The organism is Thermopolyspora sp. NPDC052614 (assembly GCF_040678635.1).
In the GTDB taxonomy this organism is placed as follows: Bacteria; Actinomycetota; Actinomycetes; order Streptosporangiales; family Streptosporangiaceae; genus Thermopolyspora.
The window spans coordinates 139354-152684 of the sequence record NZ_JBFATZ010000011.1; the positions used below are offsets into that span (position 1 = coordinate 139354).

13 protein-coding genes are annotated in these 13331 nt (G+C 73.3%); all 13 read left to right on the forward strand.

What is annotated here, in order from left to right; translation table 11 throughout:
• The first annotated feature begins 34 nt into the window (after positions 1 to 34).
• The 13 genes from AB0K60_RS23630 to AB0K60_RS23690 all read left to right on the forward strand — a co-directional run bounded on the left by AB0K60_RS23630 (position 35) and on the right by AB0K60_RS23690 (position 13326).
• The gene (locus AB0K60_RS23630; protein WP_364058783.1) at positions 35 to 1225 is read left to right on the forward strand and encodes a site-specific tyrosine recombinase XerD; all 1191 of its coding nucleotides are present in this window, start codon (positions 35 to 37) and stop codon (positions 1223 to 1225) included.
• A gap of 230 nt (positions 1226 to 1455) precedes the next feature.
• Positions 1456 to 2256: an AAA family ATPase gene (locus AB0K60_RS23635; protein WP_364059146.1), complete on the forward strand. Its 801-nt coding sequence runs from the start codon at positions 1456 to 1458 to the stop codon at positions 2254 to 2256.
• A 59-nt stretch (positions 2257 to 2315) separates the two neighbouring features.
• The gene (locus tag AB0K60_RS23640; protein ID WP_364058786.1) at positions 2316 to 3188 is read left to right on the forward strand and encodes a segregation/condensation protein A; all 873 of its coding nucleotides are present in this window, start codon (positions 2316 to 2318) and stop codon (positions 3186 to 3188) included.
• Positions 3181 to 3795, forward strand: a complete 615-nt coding sequence (gene scpB / locus AB0K60_RS23645) for an SMC-Scp complex subunit ScpB (protein ID WP_364058789.1) — start codon at positions 3181 to 3183, stop codon at positions 3793 to 3795. The genes AB0K60_RS23640 and scpB overlap by 8 nt, the downstream gene beginning before the upstream one ends.
• Positions 3795 to 5345 (forward strand): pseudouridine synthase, encoded by a 1551-nt coding sequence (locus AB0K60_RS23650; RefSeq protein WP_364058792.1) that lies wholly within the window; start codon positions 3795 to 3797, stop codon positions 5343 to 5345. The genes scpB and AB0K60_RS23650 overlap by 1 nt, the downstream gene beginning before the upstream one ends.
• Before the next feature lie 63 nt (positions 5346 to 5408).
• Complete coding sequence (gene aroH, locus AB0K60_RS23655; RefSeq protein WP_364059149.1) at positions 5409 to 5771, forward strand: chorismate mutase; 363 nt, start codon at positions 5409 to 5411, stop codon at positions 5769 to 5771.
• 13 nt (positions 5772 to 5784) lie between these two features.
• A complete protein-coding gene (locus AB0K60_RS23660) occupies positions 5785 to 6915 on the forward strand; it encodes a prephenate dehydrogenase (protein WP_364058795.1) in 1131 nt (376 codons plus the stop codon).
• 95 nt (positions 6916 to 7010) lie between these two features.
• Positions 7011 to 7622 (forward strand): TetR/AcrR family transcriptional regulator, encoded by a 612-nt coding sequence (locus tag AB0K60_RS23665; protein ID WP_364058798.1) that lies wholly within the window; start codon positions 7011 to 7013, stop codon positions 7620 to 7622.
• 90 nt (positions 7623 to 7712) lie between these two features.
• A complete protein-coding gene (locus AB0K60_RS23670; protein WP_364058801.1) occupies positions 7713 to 9098 on the forward strand; it encodes a carotenoid oxygenase family protein in 1386 nt (461 codons plus the stop codon).
• Positions 9099 to 9209: 111 nt separating this feature from the next.
• On the forward strand, positions 9210 to 9884 hold the full coding sequence (gene cmk / locus AB0K60_RS23675; protein ID WP_364058804.1) for a (d)CMP kinase: 675 nt from the start codon (positions 9210 to 9212) through the stop codon (positions 9882 to 9884).
• 86 nt (positions 9885 to 9970) lie between these two features.
• Complete coding sequence (der, locus tag AB0K60_RS23680; protein WP_364059152.1) at positions 9971 to 11320, forward strand: ribosome biogenesis GTPase Der; 1350 nt, start codon at positions 9971 to 9973, stop codon at positions 11318 to 11320.
• A gap of 108 nt (positions 11321 to 11428) precedes the next feature.
• Positions 11429 to 12688 carry a sensor domain-containing protein gene (locus AB0K60_RS23685; protein ID WP_364058807.1) on the forward strand — a complete coding sequence of 420 codons (1260 nt, stop codon included), beginning with the start codon at positions 11429 to 11431 and terminating at the stop codon, positions 12686 to 12688.
• Positions 12679 to 13326 carry a response regulator transcription factor gene (locus tag AB0K60_RS23690; RefSeq protein ID WP_364058810.1) on the forward strand — a complete coding sequence of 216 codons (648 nt, stop codon included), beginning with the start codon at positions 12679 to 12681 and terminating at the stop codon, positions 13324 to 13326. Before AB0K60_RS23685 ends, AB0K60_RS23690 begins: the two co-directional genes overlap by 10 nt.
• The last annotated feature ends 5 nt before the right edge of the window (positions 13327 to 13331 follow it).

Consider the following 13331-nt stretch of genomic DNA (forward strand, 5'->3'; position numbering starts at 1 on the left):
GAATGACGCCCGCGGGGCAGGCCCGTGCCGGGGCATGATTCCATGCCACGGGCATGACGGGAGGTTCGACGCCCTGAGTCCTCACGCCGACACCGACGCCGTGCTGGCGGGCTACCTCGCCCACCTGGCCACCGAGCGTGGCCTGGCCGCCAACACGCTCGCGTCCTACCGGCGTGACCTGCGGCGTTACCTGGAGCACCTGCAGGGGCGGGGACGGCGCACGATCGCCGAGGTCGCCGAGTGCGACGTGGTGGCGTTCCTCGACGCGCTGCGCGAGGGGGACGAGCGCCACCCCGCCCTCGGGGCCGGCTCGGCGGCCAGGGCGGTGTCGGCGGTGCGCGGGCTGCACCGCTTCGCCGTACGGGAGGGGGTCGCCGCGCACGACCCGGCCGGTCAGGTGCGCCCGCCCCGGCGGCTCCGAAGGCTGCCCAAGGCGATCGGCGTCGGCGACGTGGAGCGGCTCATCGCCGCCTCCGGGCCCGAGGGCGCGCCGCTGACGCTGCGCAACCGGGCGCTGCTTGAGGTCCTGTACGGCACCGGCGCCCGGATCTCCGAGGCGGTCGGGCTCACCGTCGAGGACGTCGATCTCGGCGGGCCGTACGAGGGGTTCCCGCTCGCAGGCCGGTCGGCGGTCGGCGGGCAGGACGGCGGCGGCGCGTCCGCGGGGCGGGAAGAGCACGCCGGGACTGCCGGGCAGGGGGACCACGCCGGAGGCGACCGCCGAGCCGCACCGGGCGAGTGCGCCGCGTGCCACGACCTTGCCCGTCGCGGCGAGGGCGAGGGAGCGGATCCGTGCGCCGCGTGCGGCGGGGGAGTGGAACGGGTACGGCTGCGCGGCAAGGGCGGGCGGACCCGCCAGGTGCCGCTCGGCCGCTACGCGGGCGACGCCCTGCGCGCCTACCTGGCCCGCGCACGCCCGCAGATCGCCGCGCACGGGCACGGCACCCACGCGCTCTTCCTCAACGCCAGGGGCGGGCGGCTCACCCGGCAGGGCGCCTGGGAGGTGCTTCAGGCGGCGGCCGAGCGCGCCGGCCTCGACGGCGTCTCCCCGCACATGCTGCGGCACTCGTTCGCGGCGCACCTGCTGGACGGTGGCGCGGATGTCAGAGTTGTCCAGGAACTTCTCGGTCACGCCTCGGTGACCACGACGCAGGTCTACACTTTGGTGGCGGTCGACAAGCTACGGGACGCCTACGCGGCCGCGCACCCCCGCGGCCGTCCTTGACCGTGCGTCGAACTTCGGCGTTACCGGGCGAGTCGCCTTGCCGCATAGATGCTGACCCCATAGTGTCCGTCCGGACGGTCCGTTTCGGGGCTGTCAGGGAGGTTCATCTGGTGACAACGACGACGACCCACGCAAGCCCCCTGGGGACCACCCCCGAGGGGTCCTGGGCTGACGCCTCCGGCCAGGTCCTTGGGCCCACGGGGCGGCCGCGTCCGGTCTTCCCGGAGCCGGTGCCGCCCACGACCCACGGCCCGGCCCGAGTGGTCGCCATGGTCAACCAGAAGGGCGGCGTCGGCAAGACGACCACCACCATCAACCTGGGCGCCGCGCTCGCCGAGTGCGGCCAGAAGGTCCTGCTGGTCGACTTCGACCCGCAGGGGGCCCTGTCGGTGGGGCTGGGCATCGACCCCCGGCCGCTGGAGACGACGGTCTACGACCTCCTGATGGAGGAGGCGGACGTCACCACCGACCACGTGCTGCTGGAGACCAGCGTCGAGGGCATGGACCTGCTGCCCAGCAACATCTTCCTGTCCGGCGCGGAGATCCGGCTGGTCAACGAGGTGGCCCGCGAGTTCGCCCTGGGCCGGGCGCTTGAGCCGCTGCTGCCGCACTACGACATCTGCCTGATCGACTGCCAGCCCTCGCTGGGCCTGCTCACCGTCAACGCGCTCACCTGCGCGCACAGTGTGATCGTTCCGCTGGAGTGCGAGTTCTTCGCGCTGCGCGGCGTCGCGCTGCTGATGGAGTCGATCACCAAGGTGCAGGAGCGCCTCAACAAGGACCTGGTCATCGACGGCCTGCTCGCCACCATGTACGACCCGCGTACGCTGCACGCCCGCGAGGTCCTGCAGACGATCATGCAGGGCTTCGGCGACAAGGTCTTCCACACGGTGATCAACCGTACGGTGCGCTTCCCCGACGCCACCCTCGCCGGCGAGCCGATCACCCAGTTCGACCCGGCCTCGATGGGCGCCACCGCCTACCGCGAGCTCGCCAGGGAGCTGCTCGCCCGCTGGCCCCGGCGCGAGTAGCCGCGGCGCGGTCCCGGCTTGGGGGCCGGGCGGTCGCGTACGTGCGGGACAATGGGCGGGTGGTCAAGCAGGTCGAGCAGCAGGAGAACGCACCGGCGCCGGAGGGCTTCCAGGTGCACCTGGAGGTCTTCGAGGGGCCGTTCGACCTGCTGCTGAACCTGATCTCCAAGCACAAGCTGGACATCACCGAGGTCTCCCTGCACCAGGTCACCGACGAGTTCATCGCGTACATCCGCTCCCGCGGCCCGGAGTGGGACCTGGACCAGACCAGTCACTTCCTGCTCGTCGCCGCCACGCTGCTCGACCTGAAGGCCGCCCGGCTGCTGCCCAGCGGCGAGGTGGAGGACGAGGAGGACCTCGCCCTGCTGGAGGCCCGCGACCTGCTGTTCGCCCGGCTGCTGCAGTACCGGGCGTACAAGGAGGTCGCGAAGGTGTTCTCCGGGCGCATGGCCGAGGAGGCGCTGCGCTTCCCCCGGCTGGTGCCCATGGAGCCGCGGTTCGCCGGGCTGCTGCCCGAACTCGTGCTCGGCGTCGGCCCGGAGGGGCTGGCGAAGATCGCCGCGCGTGCCTTCACGCCGAAGAAACCGCCGACGGTCTCCACCACGCACATCTACCAACCGCTGGCCAGCGTGCGCGAACAGGCCGCTATTCTGGTGGAGCGGCTCAGGCGGGTGCGCAAGGCCACCTTCCGCGCCCTGATCTCCGACTGCGAGGGCACGTTCGAAATCGTCGCGCGTTTCCTCGCCGTCCTGGAGCTGTACCGCGAGGCGGCCGTCTCCTTCGAGCAGCTCGAACCGCTCGGAGACCTGCACGTGATCTGGACGGGCACCGACGACGGCGACGTGGCGGTGACCGACGACTACGACGAGCCCGCCGCCCCCGCCACCGACTCGACCCCCGCCGCGGAAGGCGAAGAGGCTGCCGATGACTGACGGTTCCGCCACGGGCGTGAGCGCCCCCGAACCACAGACCCCCCACCCGTCCCGGGGCCCCGGCGGCGAGCCCGGGTTGCACGCGGAGCTGGAGGCGATCCTGCTGGTCGTGGACGAACCGGTCGCCGAGGTGACGCTCGCTCAGGTGCTGGAGCGGCCCACCGGCGAGGTGGCGGCGGCCCTGCGCGAACTGGCGGCGGAATACACGGCCGCCGGGAGGGGTTTTGACCTGCGGGAGGTCGCGGGCGGCTGGCGCTTCTACACGCGCGCCGAGTGCGCGCCCTTCGTGGAGCGTTTCGTCCGGGACGGCCAGCAGACGCGGCTGACCCAGGCGGCGCTGGAGACCCTCGCGGTGGTGGCCTACCGTCAGCCCGTCAGCCGGGCCCGCGTCTCGGCCGTACGAGGGGTCAACAGCGACGGCGTGATGCGCACCCTGGTGGCCCGCGGCCTGGTCGAGGAGGCCGGGACCGACCCGGAGACGCAGGCCGTGCTGTACCGCACAACGAGTTACTTCCTGGAGAGGCTGGGTCTGCGCGACCTGGGCGAGCTTCCCGAGCTCGCCCCGTTCCTCCCCGACGACATCGAAGGCCTTGAGGAGCAGAAGTAGTGAACAACAGGCGTGGTACCCCGTCCGGTGATGGACGCGGTCGAGGTCGCGGCACCGGTCGCAGCGGCGGCCGTGGCGGCGACCAGCGCGGCGGATCACGACGCGACGCCCCCGTCGAATCCCGCGGCGAGCGCGGCGAGGTTCCGCGCGCGTCCCGCGGCGGAACACGGGCCAACCCCCGGTCCGGCGCCGGCGGCGAGCGCCGGGGCGGTGCGGGAGGCGAGCGTCGTGGCGGTGCGGGAGGCGAGCGTCGTGGCGGCTTCTCCGGCGCGGCGGGCGGCCCGCGCGCAGGCTCAACCGGCGGGCGGTCCGGCGGCGCACGGGGCCGGGGCGACTCCTGGGGCGGCGACGCGCGGACCCGCGCCGACCGGGACGTAACAGGACGGGACCGTGGCGGCCGGGACCGCACGAGGCGGGACGCCGGGCGCGACGACCGGCGTGAGTTCGGCCGCGACGGCCGCGACCGCCGCGACGGCCGCGACCGCCGCGACGGCAGGGACCGCCGGGGCGGCTGGGACGACTGGGACGGTCCCGCCGACGAGGTGCGGACCATCGGCGGCGTCGGCGATCGCCGGGGCGGCGTGACCGGGCGGCGTGACGGCTTCCGCGCGGCGCGTCCCGGCCTTTCGAGGGCCCGCTACGGCCGCTCGTCCGACCGCGACACGCCCTTCCGGGACCGCGCGGGCGACCGCGACGGCACGCCGTACAGGGGACAGAGCGGGCGGCGGCTCGATGAGCGCCCGTTCAAAGGCGCGGCCCAGCCGCGCAGGGACGCCGACATCTTCCCCGCCGGTTACACCGACGAGCGGGACACCACCGAGGTGCCCGACGGCGTCCGGCTGCAGAAGGTCCTGGCGGGGGCGGGCGTGGCCAGCCGCCGCGCCTGCGAGGAGATGATCGGCGAGGGCCGCGTCACCGTGGACGGCCAGGTGGTGCGCCGCTTCGGCGCGCGGGTCGATCCGGCCCGGCAGGTCATCCGGGTGGACGGCAAGCGCATCCCGACCGCACCCGACCTGGTCTACTACGCCATCAACAAGCCGATCGGCGTGATCAGCACGATGTCCGACCCGGAGGGGCGGCCGTCGCTCGCCGACTACGTCGCCGACCTGCCGAAGCGGCTGTTCCACGTGGGACGGCTGGACACCGAGACCGAGGGCCTGCTCATCCTCACCAACGACGGCGAGCTGGCCCACCGGCTGACCCACCCCAGCTACGGCGTGCTGAAGAAGTACTGGGCGAAGGTCCCCGGCCCCATCCCGCGCGATCTGGCCCGCCGTCTCAAGCAGGGCATCGAGCTCGACGACGGCCTCGCCAGGGCCGACGACTTCAAGGTCGTCCAGGAGCACGCCCGCCAGGCGCTGGTGGAGATCGTGCTGCACGAGGGCCGCAAGCACATCGTCCGGCGGATGATGGAGAAGGCCGGCCACCGGGTCATCGACCTGGCCCGAATAGAGTTCGGGCCGGTGAAGCTGGGGCGGTTGAAGCCCGGTACGATCCGTTCGCTGACGGTCACGGAGATCGGCGACCTGTACGCCGTCGTCGGCCTGTAAACCGCCGCTCGCGGGGGCCGCTCCGCCAGGACCGGCCCCCGCGAGCGTACGTATGAAGGGAACATCATGGTGCGCGCGATCCGCGGAGCGATCCAGGTCGAGGCCAACGAACGCGAGGCCATCCTCGCCGGGGTCACCGAGCTGGTGACCGAGGTGATGGAGCGCAACAGGCTCACCACCGACGACGTGATCAGCGTCATCTTCACGGCAACCCCCGACCTGACCGCCGAGTTCCCCGCGCTGGCCGCGCGCAAGCTCGGCTTCCACGACGTCCCGCTGATCTGCGCGACGGAGATCGACGTGCCGGGCGCGCTGCCCCGGGTCGTGCGCCTGATGGCCCACGTGGAGACCGACCGGCCCCGCCAGGAGATCCAGCACGTCTACCTGCGCGGAGCCGTCGCCCTCCGAGTGGACATCGCGCAATGAGCGCCGCGTCACCATGTCGGCGCTGCGCGACCATCTGCGGAACGGCGGTCCGGTGAGCATCTCCAGCGTCCTGGTCGTCGGCACCGGACTCATCGGCACCTCGGTCGCCCTCGCGCTGCGCGAGCACGACGTCACCGTTTACCTCGCCGACCGCGACCCGGGGGCCGTACGGCTCGCGCGTGAATTCGGCGCGGGCCAGGAGTGGCCACCGGCGGTCCCGCCCGCCGCGCCCGTCGATCTGGCGGTGATCGCGGTGCCGCCGCCGTTCGTCGCCGACGAGCTGCTCCGCCTCCAGCGCGCGGGCACCGCCCGCTTCTACACCGACGTGGCCAGCGTCAAGGCGCTGCCGCTGCGGCGCGCGGCCGAGCTGGGCTGCGATCTGGCCGGCTACGCCGCCGGGCATCCGCTGGCGGGCAGCGAGCGCTCGGGCCCGGCCGCCGCCCGCGCCGACCTGTTCCTCGGCCGCCCGTGGGCGTACTGCCCGACGGAGGAGACCTCGGCCGACGCCGTGGAGACCGTGCTCGGCCTGATCAAGCTGTGCGGCGCCGAGCCCGTGCGGGTGAGCGCCGACGACCATGACGAGGCCGTCGCGCTGATCTCGCACGCCCCGCACGTGACGGCCGCCGCCGTCGCCGCCCGCCTCGCCGACGCCCCCGGCGTCGCCCTCGGCCTGGCCGGGCAGGGCGTGCGCGACGTCACCCGCATCGCCGCGAGCGACCCGGACCTGTGGACGGGCATCCTGTCCGGCAACGCCCTGCCCGTCGCCGAGGTCCTCCAGGCCGTCGCCGACGACCTCGCCGCCGCCGCGGCGGCGCTGCGCCGGACGGCCGACCGCGGCGACGAGGCCATGACGGACGTCGTCGATCTGCTGAAGCGCGGCGTCGCCGGTCGCGGCCGCATCCCGGGCAAGCACGGCGGCCCCGCCCGCACGTACACCGTCGTCCAGGTCGTCATCGGCGACCGTCCCGGCGAGCTGGCCCGGCTCTTCCAGGTGGCCGAGGAGACCGGCGTCAACATCGAGGACGTCCGGCTCGAACACGCCCCCGGACTTCCGCTGGGTCTGGCCGAGCTGTCCGTCCAGCCCGAGTCCGCCGCCACCCTCGCCGAGGCGCTGCGCGCCCACGGCTGGGACGTACCGTCCTGAACCCGTTCTTCTCAGGACGTCCTCTTGACCCGAGTGCGGCGTCGGCGTACAAAGTGGGTAACAGTGTTTCCGGACGAAAACGGTGTTACCCAGACATGGTGTTCAGCGCGTACGTGAAGGCGCAGCGCGCCGGGCAGGAGGCCGTGCGGACGGCGATCCTCGACGCCGCCACGCGGCTGCTGGTGGCCGAGGGGGTGGCCGCGCTGACGGTGCGGCGGATCGCCGGCGAGGTCGGCTGCTCGACCAAGGTCATCTACACGATGTTCGGCGGCAAGGACGGGCTCGTCGAGGCGCTGTGGCTGGAGGGGTTCGCCCGTTTCGGGCGGCGGCTGGCCGAGGTTCCGGTCGGCGACGATCCCGTGGCCTACCTGCGGGCGCTCGCCTGGGCCTACCGCGACTACGCGCTCGCCGAGCCCGACTACTACCGCGTCATGTTCCAGCGGACCGTCCCGGGATTCAAGCCGGGACCGGAGGCGGTGAGGACCGCCAAGGCCACCTTGGGATTCGTCGTCCGCGGGGTAGAGGCCTGCATGAAGGCCGGGCGCATCACCGAGGGCGACCCCGTCGCCGTCGCCGAGGTGTTCTGGATGGCCATACACGGGGCGGTGAGCCTGGAGCTCGCCCAGATGATCGAGCCCGACCGGGCCGCCGACGCGTTCCGCCTGATGGCGACCATGGTGCTCGACCGCATCCTGGGCGCCCCCTGAGCGGCCGGAACGACCGTGCACGACCTGCGCGGCCCCACGCGAGCGCACACCCGAAGACATCAAGGCATGACCGGCAGGAAGGGAAACCGGATGTCCCCCACGACCGAGCACGAGAACTTCCGAGGCGTCTTCACCCCGGTGACCGAGGAGGTCACCGCGTTCGACCTGCCCGTGACCGGGCGGATCCCCGCCGAGCTGAACGGACGCTACCTGCGCAACGGGCCCAACCCGATGAGCCTCGACGATCCCAAGCTGCACGTGTTCCTGGGCGACGGCATGGTCCACGGCGTACGGCTGCGGGACGGGCGGGCCGAGTGGTACCGCAACCGCTGGGTGCGCTCGGCGCGGGTCGCCGAGCGGCTGGGGGAGCCGTGGCCGGGCGGCCCCGTGCACGACGGCATGGACTTCCCCGCCAACACCCACGTGATCGAGCACGCCGGGCGCACGCTCGCGCTCGTGGAGGCCGGGCCGCGGCCGTACGAGCTGACCTATGAGCTGGACACGATCGGCCCGTGCGACTTCGGCGGCACGCTGCCCGGCGGGTACGTCGCGCACAGCAAACTCGACCCGCGCACCGGCGAGCTGCACGCGATCGCCTACTACTGGGGCTGGGATCACCTCCAGTACGTCAGGATCGACAAGGCCGGCCTGGTCACCCGCACGGTGAACATCCCGGTCGAGGGCTCCCCGATGGTCCACGACTGCGCCCTCACCGAGAGGTACGTGGTCGTCTACGACCTGCCGATCACCTTCGACATGGAGCTCGCCGCCCGGGGCGTCGGCCTGCCGTACTCGTGGAACGAGCGCCACCGGGCCCGCGTCGGGCTGCTGCCGCGCGAGGGCGGGGCGGCGGACGTGCGCTGGTTCGACCTCGACCCGTGCTGGGTGTTCCACACGCTCAACGCCTACGACGACGGCGACCGGGTGGTCGTGGACGCGGTCGTCTACCCGCGCGTGTTCGGCGGCGGGCGGCTCGAAGGCGGCCTGCCCACCCTCGACCGGTGGACGATCGACGTGCCGGCGGGCAAGGTGACCACGAGCCGCCTGGACGACCGCGCCCAGGAGTTCCCCCGCGTGGACGAGCGGTACGTCTCCCTCCCCTACCGGTACGGCTACGCCGTCTGCGTCGGCGACCTCAACGAGCGGTTCGCCGTGGGCGGCCCCGACCTGAACGACCTGGACGACGACGCGTTCGGCAACGCCCTGATCAAGCACGACCTGCGGATCGGATCCAAGCAGACCAGGAATCTGCGCCGGGACGCCTACGCGGGCGAGCCCGTCTTCGTCCCCGCCGAGGGCGCCGCCGCGGAGGACGACGGCTACGTGCTCGCCTACGTCAACAACCCCGACCGGGGCGCGGCCGACCTGATGATCCTGTCCGCCCAGGACTTCACCGGCGAGCCGGTGGCCGTGGTGCACCTGCCGGCCCGGATCCCGCTCGGCTTCCACGGAAGCTGGGCTCCGGACACGCGCTGACCGAGTCATGCTCGCGGTGACGATCGCGCCGATGATCGCGCCGCCGATGCGCGGTCGGCGGCCCGATCCCGGTAACCTCATGGGCGACAACTCACATGGAATGGAGCAACCGTGGCCGGTCTGGTCGTCGCCATGGACGGTCCCTCGGGGTCGGGCAAGTCGAGCGTGTCGCGCGCGGTCGCCCGTGAGCTGGGGCTGCGCTATCTCGACACGGGGGCGATGTACCGCGCGATGACCTGGTGGATGCTGCGCCAGGGCGTCGACCTCGACGACCCGGAGGCGATCGCCGCCCGCAGCGGCGAGCCGGAGATCACCTCGGGCACCGACCCGGACGCGCCCGCCATCGCCGTCGACGGCGAGGACGTGGCGGGGCCGATCCGCGGGCCGGAGGTCACCGCCGCCGTGTCGGCCGTCAGCGCGGTGCCCGAGGTGCGCCGCCGCCTGGTCGCCCAGCAGCAGGCCATCATGGACGAGTCGTGCCGGGACGGCGCGGGCATCGTGATCGAGGGCCGCGACATCGGCCTCGTGGTCGCCCCGCAGGCCCCGGTGAAGATCTTCCTGACCGCGAGCGCCGAGGCCCGCGCGCGGCGCCGTACGGCGGAGCTGACCGGCACCACCGTCGAGGCGCAGCAGGCCGCGATGGCCCGGCGGGACACTTTGGACTCGACCCGGGCGGCCAGCCCGCTCGCCAAGGCGGACGACGCGGTCGAGCTGGACACCACGGCGCTCAGCCTCGAGGAGGTCATCTCCGAGGTGCTGCGCCTGACGAAGGAGCGAACGCCGTGACGGCGGAATATGACGACGACGGCTGGATCGCGGCCGAGGCGGCGGAGTTCGACGCCGGCGGCCGGGAGGACGGCGCCGGCGAGGGCCTGGGGCCCGACGCCGGGCCGCTGCCCGTGGTCGCGATCGTGGGGCGGCCGAACGTCGGCAAGTCCACCCTGGTCAACCGCATCATCGGCCGCCGGGAGGCGGTCGTGGAGGACGTGCCGGGCGTGACCCGCGACCGGGTCACCTACGAGGCCTCCTGGCGGGGGCGGCGGTTCACGCTGGTGGACACCGGCGGCTGGGACCCCGACGCCACCGGCATGGGCCTGCGCATCGCCGAGCAGGCGCAGGTCGCGGCCGAGCTCGCCGACGTGGTCGTGTTCGTGGTGGATGCCACCGTCGGCGTCACCGACGCCGACGAGGCCGTCGGGACCGTGCTGCGCCGCTCCGGCAAGCCGGTCATCCTCGCCGCGAACAAGGTCGACAACCAGCGGCTGGAGCTGGAGGTCGCCGCGCTGTGGTCGCTCGGCCTGGGCGAGCCCCACCCGGTGTCGGCGCTGCACGGCCGCGCCAGCGGCGACCTGCTCGACGTCGTGCTCGACGCGCTGCCCGAGGCCCCGCCCGAGCGGTTCGGCGTCGAGCGCGGGCCGCGCCGGGTGGCGCTCGTCGGCAAGCCCAACGTCGGCAAGTCCTCCCTGCTCAACAAGCTCGTCGGGGAGGAGCGGGTGCTGGTCGACCCGATGGCGGGCACCACCCGCGACCCGGTGGACGAGCTCGTCGAGCTGGGCGGCAGGACGTGGCGGTTCGTGGACACCGCCGGCATCCGGCGGCGCGAGCGCGAGCTGAAGGGCGCCGACTTCTACGCGGGCATGCGGACCAAGGCCGCGCTCGAACGCTCCGAGGTGGCCGTCGTGCTGATCGACGCCTCCCAGCCGCTCACCGAGCAGGACCTGCGCATCATGAGCATGGTCATCGACTCCGGCCGGGCCATGGTGGTCGCGTTCAACAAGTGGGACCTGCTGGACGAGGACCGCAGGCACATGCTGGAGCGGGAGATCGACCGCCAGATGGTCCGCACGCCCTGGGCGCTCCGGGTGAACATCTCCGCCAAAACCGGGCGGAACGTGGACAAGCTCGTCCCGGCGATCGAGCGGGCGCTCGACTCCTGGTCCACCCGGGTGCCGACGGCGAGGCTCAACGCGTTCATGGCCGAGCTGGTGGCCGCGACGCCCCCGCCGGTACGCGGCGGCAAGCAGCCGAAGATCCTTTTCGCCACGCAGGCGGACGTCGAGCCGCCCCGGTTCGTGCTGTTCACCTCGGGCTTCCTGGAGGAGACCTACCGCCGGTACGTCGAGCGGCGGATCCGCGAGGAGTTCGGCTTCGCCGGTTCCCCGATCATGGTCAGCATGCGCATCCGGGAGAGGCGCGGCGCGGCCCCGGCCAAGCGCCGCTGAGCCGCGACCGGGACGGCGGCGCGCGGGGGCGATGGTAGGGCCTGCCCTACCCCGAGGAAGGCGGCTCGCCGGGTCGATCACGGCGGGCCGCGCTCGTAGTTTTGGGGCATGCGAACCCAGGTTCTCCCCGCGCTGCGCCGCCTGCGCGGCGACTCCGCCTACCTGCTGCTCGGTTTCCCCGTCGCGGTCATCGGCTTCTGTCTCCTGGTGCCGCTGTTCGCCGCCGGCGTCGGCACCATCGTCATCTGGGTGGGGCTGCCGCTGCTCGTCGGCTGCCTGCTGCTCGCCCGCGTCTTCGCCGACGTCCAGCGCCTCTGGCTGCCCGGCGTGCTCGGCCGGGACGTGGCCCGCCCCCGCTACCCGGGCCCGCCCGAGGGCGCGGGCCCGATACGCCGCCTGCTCCACCCGCTGACCGTGGGCCAGGCGTGGCTGGACCTGCTGCACGGCATCGTGATCCTCCCGGTGTCGATCGTCACGTTCGTGCTCTGCGTGAGCTGGTGGGCCGTGACGCTCGGCGGGCTCACCTACCCGCTCTACGGCTGGATCGCCTCGAGCGTCCCGGGCAACGTGGAACTGCCCGAGCTGCTCGGCCTCGGCGACAACTTCCTGGTCCACGCCGCGTTCTACATGTCCGGCGGCGCGGTGTTCGGCCTGCTGCTGTACCCGATGGTGCGCGGGTCGGCCATGGCCCAGGCGCTGCTGGGCCGCGCGCTGCTGACCGGCGTCGCCGAACTGCAGGAGCGCATCGCCGACCTCACCGAGGGCCGCGCCGCCGCCGTGTCGGCCGAGGCGAACGCGCTGCGCCGCCTCGAACGCGACATCCACGACGGGCCGCAGCAGCGGCTGGTCCACCTCGCGATGGAGCTGTCGCGGGCGCAGCGCCAGGTGAGCAAGGATCCCGACGCGGCCTCGGCCACGCTCAAGCAGGCCATCGCCGCCACCCGGGAGACCCTCGACGAGCTGCGCGCGCTGTCGCGGGGGATCGCGCCGCCGATCCTGTCCGACCGCGGCCTGGCGCCCGCGCTCGCCGCGCTTGCCGGGCGCTGCACGGTGCCGGTCGAGCTGGACGTGCAGACCGCCGAGCGGTATCCGGCGGCGCTGGAGAACGCGATCTACTTCGTGACGGCGGAGGCGCTGACGAACGTGGCCAAGCACAGCCGGGCGCGGCTGTGCACGGTGACGCTCAGCCGTACCGGGGATGTGCTGCTGCTCACGATCGGGGATGATGGGGTCGGCGGCGCACACGTCGCCAAGGGACACGGCCTGTCCGGTCTCGCCGACCGGCTGCGGGCCGTCGACGGAGAGCTCGTCGTCCAGTCGCCCCCGGGCGGGCCGACGATGATCGTGGCGGAGGTGCCGTGCGCGTAGTCGTCGCCGACGACGCCGCGCTGATCAGGGAGGGCCTGGTCAGGCTGCTTGAGGAGTTCGGCTGCGAGGTGGTGGGCACCGCCGGGACCGGCGACGAGCTGGTCCGGGCGGTGGCCGGCCTCCGGCCGGACGTGTCGGTGGTGGACGTGCGGATGCCGCCCTCGTTCACCGACGAGGGCCTGCGCGCCGCCGTCGAGGCCCGCCGCGAGGTGCCCGGCGCCCCGGTGCTGATCCTCTCCCAGTACGTCGAGGTCTCCTACGCCGACGACCTGCTCGCCGACGCCCGCGGCGCGGTCGGCTACCTGCTCAAGGACCGGGTCGTCGACGTGGAGGAGTTCCTCGACGGCCTGCGCCGGGTGGCGGCCGGCGGGACCGTCTTCGACCCCCAGGTGGTGTCCCAGCTCATGGTACGGCGACGCCGGGACGACCCGGTGGCCTCTCTGACCCCGCGCGAGCGGGAGGTCCTCGCCCTCATGGCCGAGGGCAAGTCCAACCAGGCGATCGGCCGGCGGCTCGTCGTCAGCGACGGCGCGGTGGAGAAGCACATCCGCAGCATCTTCGCCAAGCTCGGCCTGCACGCCGACGACGGCGACCACCACCGCCGCGTGCTGGCGGTCCTGGCCTTCCTGCGCTCCTAGATCAG

Bases quoted from the DNA above. Each gene is read 5' to 3' on its own strand.
- scpB (WP_364058789.1), top strand. From the start codon at position 3,181: ATGACTGACGGTTCCGCCACGGGCGTGAGCGCCCCCGAACCACAGACC.
- AB0K60_RS23670 (WP_364058801.1), top strand. From the start codon at position 7,713: ATGTCCCCCACGACCGAGCACGAGAACTTCCGAGGCGTCTTCACCCCG.
- AB0K60_RS23665 (WP_364058798.1), top strand. From the start codon at position 7,011: ATGGTGTTCAGCGCGTACGTGAAGGCGCAGCGCGCCGGGCAGGAGGCC.
- AB0K60_RS23685 (WP_364058807.1), top strand. From the start codon at position 11,429: ATGCGAACCCAGGTTCTCCCCGCGCTGCGCCGCCTGCGCGGCGACTCC.
- AB0K60_RS23630 (WP_364058783.1), top strand. From the start codon at position 35: ATGATTCCATGCCACGGGCATGACGGGAGGTTCGACGCCCTGAGTCCT.
- AB0K60_RS23660 (WP_364058795.1), top strand. From the start codon at position 5,785: ATGTCGGCGCTGCGCGACCATCTGCGGAACGGCGGTCCGGTGAGCATC.